The sequence below is a fragment of the uncultured Methanobrevibacter sp. genome, assembly GCF_902784195.1.
In the GTDB taxonomy this organism is placed as follows: domain Archaea; phylum Methanobacteriota; class Methanobacteria; order Methanobacteriales; family Methanobacteriaceae; genus Methanobrevibacter.
The window spans coordinates 132,896-149,891 of record NZ_CACZTX010000001.1 but is presented as its reverse complement, the minus strand read 5'-3'; the positions used below and the strand labels follow the sequence as shown (position 1 = coordinate 149,891).

Below are 16,996 nucleotides of genomic sequence, written 5' to 3'. Positions count from 1 at the left end.
CTATTTCTTCTAAATTTTTAAATATGATATTAATATATTTTACATAATATTTAAAATTACTTTTAAAAGATTACTTTCCATATGCTCTTACAAGTTTTATATACTATGAAAAATAAAAATTACACTAAAAATACACAGATGTGGTGCATATATGAGTAAAGAAATGAAAAGGATACAGGTGAATTTCACAAAAGAGCAATATGAATTACTCCAAAAACTCAAAGGAGAATTAGGAAACAGTGATTCTGAAGTTGTAAAAAACATAACTATGGCTTGGCTTACAGAAAAGTCATTCATTTCAACAACACTCAAGGAAAAAATCTTTGGAGAATAAAACCATGAGGTTTATAGGAAACAAAACCAATTTATTGGAAGATATTGAATTATTTATCAATGAAAATATTCCTCATTACGAAAATTTAGTGTTCTGCGATATTTTCTCAGGAAGTACATCAGTGGGAAGGTATTTCAAAAAGGAATATGAAATAATTTCCAATGACAACATGTATTTCTCTTATGTCTTGCAAAGAGCCACAATAGAGCTTAACGAAATACCTAAATTTACAGAACTCCAGAAAGAATTGAACAAAAAGTCATTAGAAGAAATTTTAAAATTCTTGGAAACAGAATCATTAGATGACATGCAAAATGATTTTAATATAAAAAATGAAGAATTGTTCATTTTAAATAATTATACTCCTAATGAGAACTGCGAAAGAATGTACTTCCTACCGGATATTGGAAGGAGAATAGACTTAATCAGAATACTTACTGAAAGATGGTATAAAGAAGAAAAAATAAATGAAGAGGAATATTATTATTTGCTTGCATTATTAATCGAAGCAGTGCCTTTCTACTCAAACATTAGCGGAGTTTATGGTGCTTATTTGAAGCATTGGGACAAAAGAGCGTACAAACCATTTGAGTTCCCGAAACTAGACATATGCGATAACAAGAAGAATAATAAATCCTTCAATGAAGATTCTCTTGAGCTTATCAAGGAAATTAAAGGGAACATACTATATGTAGACCCTCCATATAACCACAGACAATATGTGCCAAACTATCATGTTTTAGAAACAATAGCTCATTATGATTATCCTGAAATAAAAGGAGTAACAGGAATGAGAGACTATTCAAACCAAGTGTCTCCATTCTGCAGAAAGAATGAAGTGTATGGAGCATTAGAAGATTTAGTATCTAATGCAGACTTCAATTATATTGTAATGAGTTACAGTACTGACGGAATATTGACAGAAGATGAAATTGAGGAGATATTCAAAAGGCACGGAAATCCAGAAACCTTTAGGAAAAACAGGATAAAATACAGAAAATACAAAAGCAAACAAAAACAGAAAAGCAAGGACTTGAAGGAATTATTGTTCTTCATTGAATTAAATCCTATGCCTAAAGACTATCCTATCAAAAAAATAAAAAGAGAAACTCAGACTACACTTCTAAAATTCGACAATGCCAATAACATTCCAAAAAAGGAAACAAAGAAGAAAACCAAAAAGGAGAAGAATAATTTCCTAAAATCTCCTTTCAACTACATTGGAGGCAAGCATAAGATAATGCCTCAGATTTATGCCAACTTCCCAAAGGAAATATCAACATTCGTTGACTTATTTGGAGGAGGATTCAATGTAGGCATCAACATAAATGCGGATAAAATAATCTACAATGACCAAATAACTCCTCTTGTGGACCTGTTCCAATATCTGAATGACAATGATTATGAGGACATCATAAATCATATCAAAGACAGAATTGATGAATTCAACATCAAGAAAGAGGAAAAGGAAGGATTCCTTAAATTCAGAGATTACTACAATGAGCATGCAGAAAACCCTTTGGACTTGTATGTATTGATAGCTTACTCATTCAATTACCAGATAAGGTACAACAATTCAGGAGAGTACAATTGCCCGCATGGAACCAATAGGAGCCATTTCTCCAAAAACATGGAAAACAGGCTCGAAAAATTCGTGAACAGGATACATGAAAAGGACATCACATTCTACAACAAGGACTTCACCGATTTGGACTTGGCGAACAAACTGGACAAGGATTCTTTAGTCTATTGCGACCCTCCATACTTGATAACAACTGGAAGCTATAACGATGGAAACAGAGGATTCAAAAACTGGACAAAAAAAGAGGAGCAAGAATTGCTGAATCTATTAGATGAGCTGAATGAGAATAATATTAAGTTTGCCTTATCCAATGTAATAAGGCAAGGGGACAAATCCAATGATTTGTTAATTAGCTGGATAGAAGAAAACAATTACAAAGTGATTGATATTGATTCAGACTATTCAAATTCCAATTATAAAAAGAAAGAAAAAAATAAGGTAGCGGAAGAAGTATTAGTAATAAATTACTAACTAGTTCTTCCTTAATTATCATGCAATAGATCTTTAATCCATGATGGAGCATTATCATTTACATAGTAACTTCCATCTTTATTCAAATGGAATAGAACCTTTGGATTGAGATTATTGTGATAAATGTCTCTACCATAAGTTACAACCCATCTTCTGATGGAATAATCTCTGTAATTTGGAGTAATGATTTCATCTTCAATAGAGTCAAAATACTCTATTTCTTCTAATCCTCTATCTAAAGTTGAGGACTGTTTCCCCTCAATCAATAAAATCTCTTTATATTTATCATTTCTAAGAATCAGATCAGGTATGTACAAGTTCACTCCCTTCTTGTCTTTCTTAGGAATTGTTACAGTAGTATTTCTTTTTGTGTAGAAATAGCCTCTCTCACAGCCTGCATGGTTTTCGTAAATTCCTTTGATGTCCTCATCTAGACCTATGGCTAGCAAATGCAAGAAAATGGTTCCCAACTTTTCAGAATTCTCCTCATATTTCCAATATTGAGTAGGCAATCTTGGTTTTCTGAACCTGATTCCATCTAGTTCGACATCCAGAATGGAGGCAATGTTCAGGAATTTATTGCTTCTCATTCTATTCACTTTTTCCTGTTTGACTCCATGTTGAGTAATGACAATTCTACCATTCCAGCCCAAAACTCTTAAAGTCTTGGCAATGGAAGTTAAGGAACCTATGTTAGGGTCATGTCCAATATTCCCTTCATTTGCAGGCTTGGACAATCTGCCTGAAACCTCAATCCTATCATCTTTTATGGTAATGTCAATAGGAACATTTCCTTTAGGTGGTCTTCTCATTCTGTTTTTGGTTCTTGCCAAATCTTCAATTGACTCGAATTTCCTGAAGTAATGCAAGTCTTTTCCAATAATTGTTACATTTTGTGTCAATAAAAGGTTAGTTCCAAAAACACTGGTGTCAGTAGGAGCCTTGTTATGATCGCTGTTTTCGGAATTATATAGCATATACTTAGGAACGTCAGGATAATAGTAATCTGAATATACGAATTTTGAGCTTCTTTGGTAAACGCCAGTATTTCTAGATTCCTTATCGCTGGTTTTTGTTTCCTCGATCAACATCAATAAGTTGTCATTTCTGTTGTCTGGCTTATCTTCCTGTTCAAAAAGTAAAAAATCAACAAAACTGGAATATCCTGAGACAATTAGTAATGCAATCCTATCAATGCCTTCGATTTCAGCCCCTTCAACTTTATATTGGAAAGTGTGTTTGTTATTCTTAATTTCAGGAATGATGTTCACATCATTAAAATTAGCTTTTTTTCCATATTCCTTTGAATACAATTCCAAGATTTGCTCTACAACATCATTTTTAGCTCTTTCTTCTGTTAAAATAAATAAGTTATTCATACCAAACCCTCTTTATATTTTAAAAATTAAAGGATAGGTATAAATTTAGAGTTTACAATATAAAACTATTTCTAAAAAAAAGATAGATGATTATTTTTGGAAATTACTAATTATTTCTTCAAATTCTTCCATAGACCTTAAATCTCTATCATACATTACATAATTATCCAAATAGCCTTGGTTTTCGATTTGGTTTTTGTTTATCATGTCATCATAAGTGAACCAGCCCAAGAGTTTGACTGTGAATGTATCCTTCAGAAGCCTGACAGAGATGAAAATGTCCTTAGGGTGATTCTTGGCTTGTTCAACCATTTCCAAAGTCCTTATATGAAAATCCTCTGTCCTAGTTTTTACATCAACAGTTAAAGTTTCATTTTCATTCTTTAATAAGAAATCATATTCGTCACGTTCATAAAAAGGAGAATCATCTTCTACAAAAGAGACATTGTTGTCTAGGAAAAACATTTTCACGGCCTTTTCACCGAGTTTTCCTTCAAACATTTTTCTTTTTTTATTTTTCAATCCTCCTTCATGAAAATCATGCCTGTTTGAAGTGAATGATTTTGATTTCTCAGCATATTGTATGGCTTCATTAATTAAATCTTGTTCAATCAAATAAACATCTTTTAATTTCATAGTATCACTCAAATAATTGAAATTTTAACTATTGCAAAATGAAGGAATTCATTTTCAAAGTTTTTAAAAAAATTATAAATCAATATAAAAAGCAAGTCTCCTCATGAGAATTTATGACTCCAACAGTTTGCAGATAGGAATACATGGTAACAGGGCCCAGATATTTCATTCCTCTTTTCCTCAAATCGCTTACCATGTCTCTGGACAGTTCAGACTCTGTCAAGCTCCTTTCATGAATTATCTCTCCGTTTGTAAAGGTTTTGATGTAGTCATAGAAGCTACCATATTCTTCACTGATTTTTATAAATATCTGTGCATTATTTATAACAGCATTAATCTTGTTTCTGTTTCTGATGATGGATTCATTTGACAATAGCTCTTCAATCTTCTCATCATCATAATTAGCTACTTTTTCAACATCAAATCCATCAAAAGCTTCTCTAAATGCTTCCCTTTTAATAAGCATTATCTCCCAGGAAAGCCCTGATTGAAAATTGACCAGAACCAATATCTCAAACAGGTAATCATCATCAAAATTGGGAACACAATACTCCTCATCATGATATTTCCTTAAAATGTCGCTTGATTCCTTCACCCAATGGCATCTTGTTTTATCGGACATATTATCACAAAAAACTCATTTTACCTAAATTCATTATTTTAAGAATCCTCAGTAGATGAATTCAATCCTTTCACTATTTCTAATGATTTATCAAAATCCCCTAGTGCAGCATAAGTCATAGCCATGCCATTTAGAACTTCTGGATTAGCTGGAGACAATTCCAAAGCCTTATAATAACAGTTCAATGACTCTTCCAATTTCCCAATATTCCTTAAAACCAAAGCCTTGCTACTCCACACAACATGACTATCAGGATAAAACCTTAAAGCATTATCATAATTATCAATAGCTTCTTCATGTTTGCCTAATTTCTCTAAAGCCTCTCCTTTAACAATTAAAACTTGAAGATGATTAGGCATTCTACTTAATATTTTATTACAAACATCAACAGTCTCTTGGTATTTGCCCACACGGAATAGAACATAAGAATAATTATCCAAAAAAGCATTCTCATCAGGAAGTATTTCATATGCACGTTTCAATAATTGAAGGGCTTGGTCAAACTCTTCCATTTTCATATAAATGGAACCCTTAAAAAAGAGAGAGTATGGCTCATCAGGATTAATGGCTAAAGCCTGATTGTAACATCTTAACGCTTCATCATATTTTTCCAATTGAGTATAAGCAAAAGCCTTATCTCTCCAAGCAGACAAATGAATAGGAATTCTGTCAGTGATCAGATCATATACTTTAATTGCATTTTCGTAATCTTCCATGTTAGAATATATTGATGCTTGCATAAATGCCTCTGGAAGTGACTTGAATAGAGTGTCCTTAAACAGTTGATCAGTTTTTACCTTATGCTCCAAATCTTCAATGACAACTTTATACTCATCAAGAGGATAACCTGAATTTTTCAGTTCTTTGAAAATTTCTAATGCCTTTTCATTTTGATTTAATTTTTTATAAGCTATAGCTAAATTTACCAAGAAAAGAGGATTATTAGAATATTTTTTAGCCTCTTCAAAATGTGAAATTGCCTTATCCCATTCCATCTTTTGAGAATAACAAAATCCAATTGAATTGTGAGCTCTTCCAGCAATATCATCACCGGAGAAATGTAAAATCTCTTTAAAAACAGATATTGCTTCATCGAACCTTTTTAAATCACCTAATGTTTCTCCCTTACGAAACAGGACATTTACATAGGAATTTAAATATTTATCTAATAACATATTGCACATTTCAATTTTTTCTTCGTCATTTCTAGCCATTTGGAACATGTAATCTATTTCTTGCAATGAGATCCCCCAAAAAATATTTCTTAATAAATTATCTTAAAAAAATAGGATATATATTTGTTGATTTAAAAATATCGTATGATTTATACATTCGGCAATATATAACTGTTTGTATTTTTTTACTTTGATTAATGAAAAAAGGACTAATCTAATAAAAAAAAGTTTGTATATATGTAAAGAGGGTAATATGTAAATTGAGTTAAAGGTTTAATTTGGATTAGTTCCTGTAATAATTAATTTCAAGGTATAAAAACTTTTTGTGAGGTGAAGAGTGGGTAGAGATTATCCTTGCTATACCAAAAACAGAAGAGATTCTGCAAAACTATCTTCCCAAAGGATAATCTCATCTGAAGCATGAAAGGAAAAATAGTACACCATAAAACAAGTCAAAAAAGAGTATTTGAAAAAAACTCTAATGTTTCTTGATAATACATTGAACTTTGACATTTAAATTGGATACCTAAGATCCTTTGAAAACTAAAAAATGGAGAAAAAAAGAAAAAAATAGATAAAAAAAATTAAAATTTAGTTTTTAGATAAATGTTATTAATGCAAAAAGATTATTCGCAGACGAATTTGATGTCATCTACAGTTACGGTCTTTCTGCCAGCGTGTGCTGCTGCTTTGATGACTTTTTTAGCTAATTCTTCAGCGGAAGCTTCAACTGCGTCAGCAAAAGCCTTTTTAGCGTCATCACTGATTCTTTCTGCACCTGCATCTTTTAAGATACGTACAACTGGTGCAACTGGTATTTCACTCACATTTTCACCTCCACACTCCTTATTGATATAATATTTTTAAATCTCAATATATAAAATTATTGCTTAAAAATGCTCATTTATCATTTAAGAAGTCATAAATGCTGTCTGTTGTGGTGTTCAGTTCCTCAAATTCCTTCAAATATTTGCTAGTCATCTAAACTCACCCCATTATTTCTCATACCAACTTGGATACGCTTCTATATTAGGGCAATCATCAAAAATCTCAATTGTATCCATCATAGAAGATATTTCCCAATCTAAATCAGAAACGTCTACCAAGGAAGAACAACCCTTAAACATGCTTTTCATAACGCAAATATGAGTAAAACTCCAATCTTTTAAAGAGGACAAATCAACCAAGGAAGAACAACCCTTAAACATACCTCTTGCATCAACAACACGAGACAAATTCCAATTAACCAAAGGAGATAAATCAGTCAAGGAAGAACAACCCTTAAACATGCCTATCGTATCAGTGACCTTTGAAGTATCCCAATTCTCTAAAGAGGAAATGTCCTTCAAAGAAGAACAGCCACTAAACATATATCTCATACCAGTAACTTTATAAGTGTCCCAATTAGCCAAGGCAGAAATATCCACTAATGAGGAACAGTTTTCAAATACAACCCACATAGTTTCAACCTTAGAAGTGTCCCAATTAGCCAAGGCAGAAATATCCACTAATGAGGAACAGCCTCGAAAAGCTCCAAGCATACTTTCCACTTTAGAAGTATCCCAATTCTCTAATCCACTTAAAGAAATTAATGAAGAACAATAAGATACTAAATCACCTAAAGAGGATACTTTAGATGTATCCCAACCAGCCAGGGCAGAAATATCTACTAATGAGGAACAGCCACTAAATATACCTCCTACAGAAGTTAAATGTGAAGTGTCCCAATTAGCCAAGGCAGATATATCCTCCAAAGAGGAACAGCTTCCAAACATTCCGGACATATTCTTTACATGGGAAGTGTCCCAATTAGCCAAGGCAGATATATCCTCCAAGGAAGAACAACGGCTAAACATACTTGCTACAGAAGTTAAATGTGAAGTGTCCCAATTAGCCAAGGCAGATATATCCTCCAAGGAAGAACATCCTTGAAACATGTTCCATAATTTATTTGCTTTTGTTATATCCCAATTCTCCAATAAGGATAAGTCAGTTAAGGAAGAGCAATTTTTGAACATATACTCCATTTTTTCAATATTTGAAGTGTCCCAAGTCTCTAAACCAGACAAATCAGTTAAAGAAGTACAATTCTCAAACATGCTTTCCATATCTTTTATTTTATTTGTCACTCCAGTTATGACTGCTGCTTTTAAAGATGTTGAATAAATATATTTTCTTGGAGAATAATTGCAATTGGAAAGGTCTTCACTGATGTACAAAATGTCTTGGTTGCTATCCACTTTCTCCCAATCAGTTAGATTGGTTCCATCTTTAAGAATTATCAGAACATCATGCTCTCCCAAATTATAAATGCTGTCTGTAGTGGTGTTTAATCTTTCAAAATGTTCTAGATAATTATTTATTTCACCGGATTCTAACAGTTCGTCAGCTTCCTTTTCAAACTTATCGCTTTTTGATTTGATTTTAACATCCGCGATTTCAGCACTTGTCTCCTTTTTTATATCCTGTAAAAAGTTTTCAAAAATATCTTCATCTTTTCCTTCTGAATCTTCCTCGCCTTCAAAGACTATGTTTCTCTCTAGCAAAAACACTAATGCCTGAGTTAAAGGATCATCAATTTCACCACTAAGCATTAAATCCTCGAAAATGACATTTGTATGGAATGAGTCATCAGGCAAATATGTGTATCCAATCCTAAGTCCATAGCCATCTTCTTCTTTACAGATATTAATTCCCAAATCGCATATGAAATCAGTGATTGGAGGAACCTCATTTACTGTGCAGGCAACATAAAAACTGTCTTTATTTGATTCTATGCTGAAGAATGTTGCTTCTGGTTCATCATCATAATCTTCATAGTCCTCATCGTCATAGTCATCATCTAACTCATCATCGTCAAAGTCCTCTTCATCATAACCCCAAAAGTCATTGTAACACTCTTTGACATACCCTTCATAGTAAACAGTATCATCGAAAACAAGGATATCATCATATTCCTCTGCATCTTTAAAAGATCCGGTTTCATCAACAAATAATTGAAACAATCTTATGAATATTCCGTTCCCTCTTTCAAGACCTTCTTGAACTTGACCTCTAAAATCCTTTTCCTGAGAATCAGGGAAATATCCGTTGTCATTTTCATCCAAGAAGTTTATATCAAAATAATAAGAATTTTTAATAGTTTTGAAAATATCGATTTTTTTAGTATTGATTCTTTCCAAAGCTTTATTAGCAGGTTCCACATATCTTTCCTTTTCAAACATACATATCACCATTAAATGATAAAAAATAGCTAATTTTAATATGGGTGCCATCACCCTCTCTTAATAATATATATTGAAACCGTATTATTTAAAAGTAGTCAAAATCAAGAAAAACAGTAGAAGTGGAACTAATCCTAATTTTAAAAAAAAACATATGTAAAGGGGGTGATATGTAATTGAGTTAAGGTTTAATAGATTAGGATTAGTTCCCTACAATTATTAATTTAGTTTCAAGTTAAAAAAATTTTGTGAATTTTCATCTGACTTAAGGTTTAATTAACTACTTTAAATATGAGTTTTACGAAACCTTTTTTAAAAGTTTGGAAATCGTTTATTAAATTATTTAAATGGAACATAAAAATTAAAAAATAGGAAATAATATATTGATCAAACTTTTTTTTTAAAAGTTTGGAATTATATTTAATAATTTATACATTTCTTTTTTAAAGTTTTGCACGTTTTCTTAGTTCTTCCAATTCCTTTTCTGCTTTAGGCCTAAAATCCCATGCGTCCCCACAGTCATTAAGATTTCTTCCATCAATCTCATCGATGATTTCCTCATACAACTTGATTGCATCATAATAGTTTCCTTTATCCCTGAATACATGAGCTTGGCGATACAGTTCGCTGATTTCATATTCAAAATCTTCTGTTCCTGAAGAGAATCCTCCTACGCTGGCTCCACAGCTGCATATGCTGTCTCCTTCATCTACCCATGAACCGCAATTTGGACAAGTTGGCATTTCATCACTCCTCTTTTCTTCTCAATTTAAAAAAATATTACAATCCTCAAATAGATTTAAGTTTCGTAAAACTATTGTTTAATGAACTAAATTAAATAATAGTTAAAAATTAGTATATTTTCTGTTGTATTTAAATTTTTGTAAAAAGAGATGGTTTGAGATTATCCTTGTTACATCCCAAAAACAGAAGAGTTCTGCAAAACCAACTTCCTAAGGATAATCTCTTCAGAGGCACAAAAGGAAAAATAGTACACCCAGAAGTAAAAAAAAGCAAGAAGTAGTGAGAAAAAAACTTTCATGCCTCCTGATAATACATTGGATTTCGGCATATAAAGAGGATACCTAAGAGCATTTGAAAACTAAAAAAAATTATTGAAAATAATAAGAAAAAGAGAGTAGGGAGAGATTACCCTTACATCCTTCAATGCCAAACCACTAAGGATAATCTCAAATCGAACATGGCTTGAATATATGGTTACTCCCTTCACAATATCAAAGGAAAAAGCCATGTCCTGTATAATATAGTTGCACTCCACAACATAAAAAGGTTGTTACAGAGCATGTGCAAAGTAACCTATGCAGGGCAGACAACATAATAGTTCTGCCTGTATCCTTTGTTGGCATTGTCGAGGCATGCAAACCTGTACTTCCTGTTCACTCCCTTTGCAGGATCTGCCACTACGTAGTGGGTTGAGGTCATGTCCCAAATGAGACCGTAATGACCGAAATTTCCAGTATAGTCTCCCTTGCAGTTCCTGCTCTGATTCACTTGCCAATGGCAGATTACCGGGAAACCTTTCTTCAAGTATTTCTTCACTTCCTTGCTGTTTCTAGCTATTGGAATTATCCTGAACCCTAACTTAGGAGCATTCGCTATCAATTGAGCAGGGCTTGTACCACTGCCCTTGGAAGTTCCAAGAGCCTTTGCACAGGTGCTCTCAGAGCGATAGTGATACAAAATCATGCTAGCCATCGCCAAGCTTGTAGGACAGCAGGTGTAGTTGGTGTTCTGGTAGTCCATCACAAGAGGATTCCTTGCAACGGAAGTCAGTGTAACATAGTTAGGCTCCCTTCCGTTCTTTATCCAGAATATGTTCCTTGACTCATAGAGACCTGCATACTCCTTAGGAGTCAATCTGTACTCCTTGTTCCTGTCCATATCGTACATGATAAGGTAACTTGGCAAACCTTCGCCCTTCTTCAACCACTTGAAAATCCTTTTCGCTCCGTCCTGGAGCATCGCTTTGCTAAATCTAACCATCTAAACAACTCCTTAACTTATTTTTCTTATATTCCTTCATCTTTCTCATCTTCACAGCACAAATGACTGGATTGTCCTCTCCGAAATCACAGTAGTACGGAGGGCAATCCTCATTCAGAAACGCGCAGTTCCTGCAACTCTCATCAATCATGGAATCACTTCACCTTCAGGCTTATCCTGCGGTTTGACGGAGAGTACTCGACCCCTCCGCCATAGTTCACGGTAACCACATAGTCTCCCTTCGCAAGATTGATTGGAATGCTGAACCTGCCTTCCGAATCCGTAGTCCTTGTGTATGTCTTCATGGACTTCAATGTCCTTCCTTCGCTTCCTGTCATGATACCTTACAACCCTTCAAGCTGTTTCCCTTGCCAATCAGATAGCCGCTACCGCTCCAGTAGTGTCCCCAGCCCTTGCTGGTTACGGTGTCCACAACGAACCAGTTCCCGTCGATCTTGTACTCTCCGTAGTAGTGGTTCCACCGGTGGACATACCGAGCCTTGACTCCGACCGCACGTGCCAATGCAATGCACAGGTGAGCCTGGTCTGCGCAATTGCCCTTCCGAGCCTCCAAGGTCTTCCTAGCGCCTCTCTTGGTGCAGGCATACCTCTCGTACTTTATCTTGCCGCTGTTACCAAGACCCATCCAGTCAGCGATGGCTCTCATCTTGGACTTGTCTGTCCTCTTTCCCCAGCAAATGCTGCGGGCTTTTGCGACAACGTCCTTGTGAATGTTATATTTCTTTATCTGTGCCTTAGCGACGGTATTGTCTGTCGGATCGTCAGGATTGGACTTCTTCTCCTCCTTCTTCTTGGTTGTGGAGACAACGTCCACCTTCTTGGTAACGGTTGTGTACTCGCTTGCAGATGTGAGCCTGTACTTCTTGCAGTAGCTCTTTCCCTGCTTGTCGCCTCCGCAGTTGATGCAGAAGTCCGCTCCGCACGCAGAGCATGTTATCTCCCCGTCCTTGCACTTCTTCGGATTGTCCTTCAGTACCATTGCCTTTCCGCATCTCGGACACTTGTTCAGGTATGTCTTCCTGACTTTTTTATAAGGGTTCTTAGGATATCCGCAGCATGCGCAGGTGTTGTAGCCCCAAGCGGTTATGACATCTGTCCTCTTCACCTTCTCCGTTACGGTCTTGGTCTTTGTGGACTTCTTTGATGATGAGTATTTTGAAGTGTCTGCAATCTTCGGCTCAGCCTCATCGACATACTTCTGGAAGCTTAGGCTCACTATCTCGTCTCCGAGAGGAATGCCTTCGCTGTACAGGATTCCTGCAAGCTTCTGACCCTTCTTTGCTATTGTGGTGTCGGAAATGGAGATGTTGGTGTCCCTTTGGGTCACCTTGGTTCCTATCTTGGCATTGCTTACAGTTATCCTGTTAGCTCCGCTGTCATTCGGAGTCTTGACAGTCTTTGTTATCTTAGCCTGTATCAGCTCGTTGTATCCTGGAATCTTCACATAGACGGTATCGTAGACATGGAAATAGCTGTCATCGCCGACCAGAAGGTTCAGGTCTGCAACGCTCACCTCAATCTCGATGTCAGGATACCTCTTCTCAAGCAAGGCTCTCGCACAGGCATTGTAGATGGCATACTTGTTTGTCTCGCTGGTCGAGACTGTTCCGACCTTAGGAACCTTAATTGTGCCGTTCCTGTTCTTCTTGCTGTAGATCTGGTTGTAGTTGGCTTCCGTGGTGCTGTAGTCGGAATCAGCCCCTGCATCGTCCTCAACGTACAGGTTGTTAGCCCTCTTGTTGAACGGAGCATACCAGTAGGCTGTTACAACCTCAGTCTCGGAATTGTTCTCCTGACGCTTCTCGATTATCATAGGAATCCTGTCTCCCTTGCTGACTGCAAGGCTCCTGTACTGGCTGATTATGGTGCCCAGCTGGCTCTTTGTCATTGCAGTGGCGCTTGTCTCGTCACTGCTGTCGCTAAGGCTAAGCTTGGGAGCCATTGCCCTGTATGTGTCTGTCTCGCTTACCGTATGGACAAGATTGTCTGTGTTGTATCCTATGTCGAGAGCCTGAGAATATGTGAATCCTATGTTGTCGACCTGCTTCAAGTCCAGATACCTTCTTATCACATTGTTTCCTGCCTTCTCGTAGCGGGTTGCGAAGACCATTCCTGTCTCGCTCTCGATAAGGCGTAGAAGCTCAATCAATGTCATCGTTCCGACAGGCAGTATCTTGTTGTTCTGCCTGTTCACGAAGCTGTCGATTGTTCCTATGTCATAGTAGTCTCCGAACACTCCTTCAAGGAAGCTCCTGTCCACAGCAATCTCGCTGCTTCCGGTATAGCTGTAGAGCTCGACATTGTTCAGCTCGACAAGGACCTCCTCAGCCTCCAAGGTAACAGTCTCCTTCTGCCAGTAGTCAATCTTGTACTCCTGGTTTATCACATAGAGGCAGGGCTTCAGACCATGACCTCCGCTTATCCATATCTTGTTGCCCTGCCTGTACCACTTCTTGATTTTAGTATCGTCATTCAGGCTGTGCTCCAAGGTTATCTCACGGATTGTCTCTGACTGGGAGGTCTCCTCTATGTAGACGCATGTGCTGTCAAGCCATGCGATGAACTCCTCGTCAGGAGACAGCACTATGATGTCAACAACCATAGCCTACCACCTCTCGCGGAACCTTACAGCCTGAACGAGAGCTGACTCTCCGCTGTTGAAGTCGAACTCTCCGATGATGCTGAACCAGTCGCTGTCATAGTCGACATGGTCTGATATGTCTACTGTGTCGAAGCTTCCGTCCTCATTTATTGTGGTCTTGGTGAGCTTTCTGCTTGCACAGTCAATCAGGACAATGTCATTGACCTCGACATCGTTCTCTCCTGTGGAGAATATGATGAAGCTCTTTCCAGTAACCTCTTCGGTAACGGTTATCTCATCGCTCAAGGCAAGCAGCTGGATAATCGGCTTGACCTTGGCTATCCCATTGTTCACTCCTGTGCCTACGCACAAGGACTCATGGACGCTGTATGCTGTGCCGTCAGGAATCACCAGGCTGACGCTGCAGCTGTACTCCCCAGTCTCAATTTTCTCCTTGATTGCCTTCTCCTGTATGAACTCGTACTCAAGGTCAGGAATGTGGGCGAACCTTATGGTGTTGAGGGCAGGCTTGCTGAACTCGTCCTTATCGTTGGTGAGCAGCTTGCTGAACTTCTGAAGGAACAGGGTGGCTTCCTCGATTGTGCAGCTTCCGACATAGAACTCCAATTCAAGGCTCTTCGATTCAATGCTTGAAAGGTAAGCCAAGGTGTTGTCGGAGCCGCTGACCTGATAGTAGCTGACGTCATTGTTGGCTCCGCTCACTCCCTGAACATCTGTGAGGAATATGTTGTAGTATTTGGAGCTCACGCCATTCACCCAGAACTCGATGTAGTCCTCCTCAAGCTCCAAGTAATGGAACTCTATCCTCGCATTGCCTATCTCAAGGAGGCTGTCATGCAGGAAGGAGTTCTGCGCTATCAGCTCAATCTCGATGTCATCTAGTATCTCGACGATGAAGTCCTCGAAGTCCAAGCCCCAAAGGTCAAAGTCTCCGCCTATCGCTATCGTTCCGTTGGTGTCCTCGTCGATGTTGACGCTCCTGTGCCCCACCTTTCCGTTCGGCAGAACAAGATTGCACAGGAGATTTGTGCTGTTGTCGCAGTTCACGTCCAAGTATACAGTTATCCCTTCAACCACAATATCCTCAAGGATAAGGTCGTCCATATCCAAGCCGTACAGCCTCACTGGGCTTGTGTTGTCCAATGACTTCATGTCGAACAGTGAGAAGTCCGCCAATGAATTCAAGCCCCTTATAGGGACAGGATAATTTCCTCCATGCTCAAAGCCGTTGTTCACAGAACCCTCTATGATGCAGGCTTCAGTGAAGTATACCTGCACATAGGTTGCCTGATTCTCAATGTACTCTCCAGTCCTGATCAGGTAGACTGGCAAGCTCTTGTCAAAGACAAAGTTAAGCTCAAGCTTGGTCCAGATTCCCAATTCCTTTACAGGCTCGCTCCAGACTGTGCTCTCAAAGACCTCGTCCTCGTCATCGAAGTCTCCTTGATAGATTCCGAAGCGATAGTTGTGCTCATATGGCTCGAAGATGTCCTGCTCGTTGGCGACTGTATTCACGTCATCGTCAATCTCAATCTTCATGTAGCAGGAGGCATTGTAGGTTATGCCTTCCCCAAGGCGATTTATGACTTCCTCGTCAAGTTCGGTCCTGCAGAAGAAAGGCTTGGTCAATGTGATTGGCTTGACCTTGATCTCATCGGTCTCCAGAACCATTTCCTTGGAAACGTCAGTGATGACCTGCCCGTAGACGCCGCTGCTGGTAAGCTCTATGGTAAGCTCACACCCAGCCTTCTGTTCGGTGAATAAGGCTTCCCAATTCAATGCAGACCCATTTGAGTCTGAAACGTCAGTCAGGACGCCGTCCTCTGTTTCAAAGTTCTGTATCAGGACCTCTCTAGGAAACTCAATCTTCAATGTCTTGGCGATTGTCCTTTCATTGGTTGTGAAAACCTCAATGCCATAGGTAACCGTTTCGTTCTCTAGCGCATAGCTAGGCAAATCGCTGAACACAACGCAGTACTCGTCAAGCACAACGATACCGAACTTCTTGATGACTCTGCTGTTTGAGGTGTCGGTAACCGTGATGTAGTGGGTTCCAGTCCTCAATGCATTCAGGCTGAAGCTGACAGCAGCAGTCCTGTTTGCAGTGTTCACCGTCCAGAAGAGACCGCTGTCGCCTATGTTGGAGATGGTCTCCCCGATGTCTCCGTCTCCTCCAATCTTTGTTCCGAAGCTGAACCCTTCTCCCAAGTCAATCCTGAACCTCAATGATGAACTGGTCTCGACGCTTGTGCTTACGGTCAAGTCGATTGCAAACTGCCCTCCGACATAGACGCTGTTTGCAGAATAGTTGATGTCAAGGTTCTCGTCAATGGTGTTCATAAGGGAGGACTTGTTGGAGGAGGAATTTGGTGTAACGGATTTGACCGCACCGCTGACCTTCTTCCTGATCTCCTCATAGACGACCTGCACCCAGACATATCCGAGCTTCATTCCCGCCAAGTTGGTGGAAGTGTTCTGAGGATAGTCTATCTTCACTCCGAAATTGCCGCTCATGACCTTCTCCCGTGTTGCGCTCACATTGAAGCTCTTTGTGCATTTGGTGTAGTTCACAGGCACCGCATTTCCCTTTCCGCTTCCGCTCACATTCATGAGGGAAATGGTCGGAGCAGCTATTGTAGGATAGGCTGTCTTGCTGCTGTAGGTTATCTTGCTATGTGCATATCCGACGATGATCTTGGTGATCTTGATGTTCTGAGGAAGGGTTATCCCAAAGTTCTTGAGAGTTATTGTGGACGGACGGTTCCAAGTTCCGTTCTTTCCTCCCAAGTTGCTGCAAGTCGCATAGTTGCTGTCATCAGCCTTCAAGGCGTCCAGATTGATGAACTTCCTGTACTTTCTAGGGTTCTTCGGATTTGTGCTGTTCCAGACTGTGCTCTCGCTTGTCTGTGAAATGCTCTTCGCATAGAATTTCTGACTAGTAACCAT

15 protein-coding genes are annotated in these 16,996 nt (G+C 38.3%); 3 read left to right on the top strand and 12 right to left on the bottom strand.

The genetic code is table 11. From position 1 onward, the window contains the following. Positions 1–151: 151 nt before the first annotated feature. Complete coding sequence (locus QZU90_RS00760; protein WP_296854884.1) at positions 152–334, top strand: CopG family transcriptional regulator; 183 nt, start codon at positions 152–154, stop codon at positions 332–334. A gap of 4 nt (positions 335–338) precedes the next feature. Then, entirely contained in the window at positions 339–2,387 is a 2,049-nt protein-coding gene (locus QZU90_RS00755; protein WP_296854883.1) for a Dam family site-specific DNA-(adenine-N6)-methyltransferase, read from the top strand. Positions 2,388–2,398: 11 nt separating this feature from the next. On the opposite strand, the gene QZU90_RS00750 is transcribed toward QZU90_RS00755, so the two are convergent. The 7 genes from QZU90_RS00750 to QZU90_RS00720 form a co-directional block, all read right to left on the bottom strand. Further along, entirely contained in the window at positions 2,399–3,766 is a 1,368-nt protein-coding gene (locus tag QZU90_RS00750) for a hypothetical protein (RefSeq protein ID WP_296854881.1), read from the bottom strand. Between the two features lie 90 nt (positions 3,767–3,856). Then, complete coding sequence (locus QZU90_RS00745) at positions 3,857–4,402, bottom strand: hypothetical protein (protein ID WP_296854879.1); 546 nt, start codon at positions 4,400–4,402, stop codon at positions 3,857–3,859. Positions 4,403–4,481: 79 nt separating this feature from the next. Further along, entirely contained in the window at positions 4,482–5,024 is a 543-nt protein-coding gene (locus QZU90_RS00740) for a DNA-3-methyladenine glycosylase I (RefSeq protein WP_296854877.1), read from the bottom strand. A gap of 38 nt (positions 5,025–5,062) precedes the next feature. Continuing rightward, the gene (locus tag QZU90_RS00735) at positions 5,063–6,265 is read right to left on the bottom strand and encodes a tetratricopeptide repeat protein (RefSeq protein ID WP_296854875.1); all 1,203 of its coding nucleotides are present in this window, start codon (positions 6,263–6,265) and stop codon (positions 5,063–5,065) included. 560 nt (positions 6,266–6,825) lie between these two features. Further along, entirely contained in the window at positions 6,826–7,026 is a 201-nt protein-coding gene (locus QZU90_RS00730) for a histone family protein (protein WP_296854873.1), read from the bottom strand. 168 nt (positions 7,027–7,194) lie between these two features. Then, the gene (locus tag QZU90_RS00725; protein ID WP_296854871.1) at positions 7,195–9,423 is read right to left on the bottom strand and encodes a BspA family leucine-rich repeat surface protein; all 2,229 of its coding nucleotides are present in this window, start codon (positions 9,421–9,423) and stop codon (positions 7,195–7,197) included. 443 nt (positions 9,424–9,866) lie between these two features. Next, entirely contained in the window at positions 9,867–10,166 is a 300-nt protein-coding gene (locus QZU90_RS00720) for a hypothetical protein (RefSeq protein ID WP_296854870.1), read from the bottom strand. A gap of 155 nt (positions 10,167–10,321) precedes the next feature. Here QZU90_RS00720 and QZU90_RS00715 point away from each other — a divergent pair, with 155 nt between their 5' ends. Then, positions 10,322–10,447: a hypothetical protein gene (locus tag QZU90_RS00715; RefSeq protein WP_296854868.1), complete on the top strand. Its 126-nt coding sequence runs from the start codon at positions 10,322–10,324 to the stop codon at positions 10,445–10,447. A 293-nt stretch (positions 10,448–10,740) separates the two neighbouring features. On the opposite strand, the gene QZU90_RS00710 is transcribed toward QZU90_RS00715, so the two are convergent. The 5 genes from QZU90_RS00710 to QZU90_RS00690 all read right to left on the bottom strand — a co-directional run bounded on the left by QZU90_RS00710 (position 10,741) and on the right by QZU90_RS00690 (position 16,996). Next, entirely contained in the window at positions 10,741–11,187 is a 447-nt protein-coding gene (locus QZU90_RS00710) for a cysteine peptidase family C39 domain-containing protein (RefSeq protein WP_296855317.1), read from the bottom strand. Positions 11,188–11,419: 232 nt separating this feature from the next. Continuing rightward, the gene (locus QZU90_RS00705; RefSeq protein ID WP_296854866.1) at positions 11,420–11,578 is read right to left on the bottom strand and encodes a hypothetical protein; all 159 of its coding nucleotides are present in this window, start codon (positions 11,576–11,578) and stop codon (positions 11,420–11,422) included. 4 nt (positions 11,579–11,582) lie between these two features. Continuing rightward, positions 11,583–11,765, bottom strand: a complete 183-nt coding sequence (locus tag QZU90_RS00700) for a hypothetical protein (RefSeq protein WP_296854864.1) — start codon at positions 11,763–11,765, stop codon at positions 11,583–11,585. Further along, positions 11,762–14,050, bottom strand: a complete 2,289-nt coding sequence (locus tag QZU90_RS00695; RefSeq protein ID WP_296854862.1) for a transglutaminase domain-containing protein — start codon at positions 14,048–14,050, stop codon at positions 11,762–11,764. Before QZU90_RS00695 ends, QZU90_RS00700 begins: the two co-directional genes overlap by 4 nt. A gap of 3 nt (positions 14,051–14,053) precedes the next feature. Continuing rightward, complete coding sequence (locus QZU90_RS00690) at positions 14,054–16,996, bottom strand: hypothetical protein (protein ID WP_296854860.1); 2,943 nt, start codon at positions 16,994–16,996, stop codon at positions 14,054–14,056.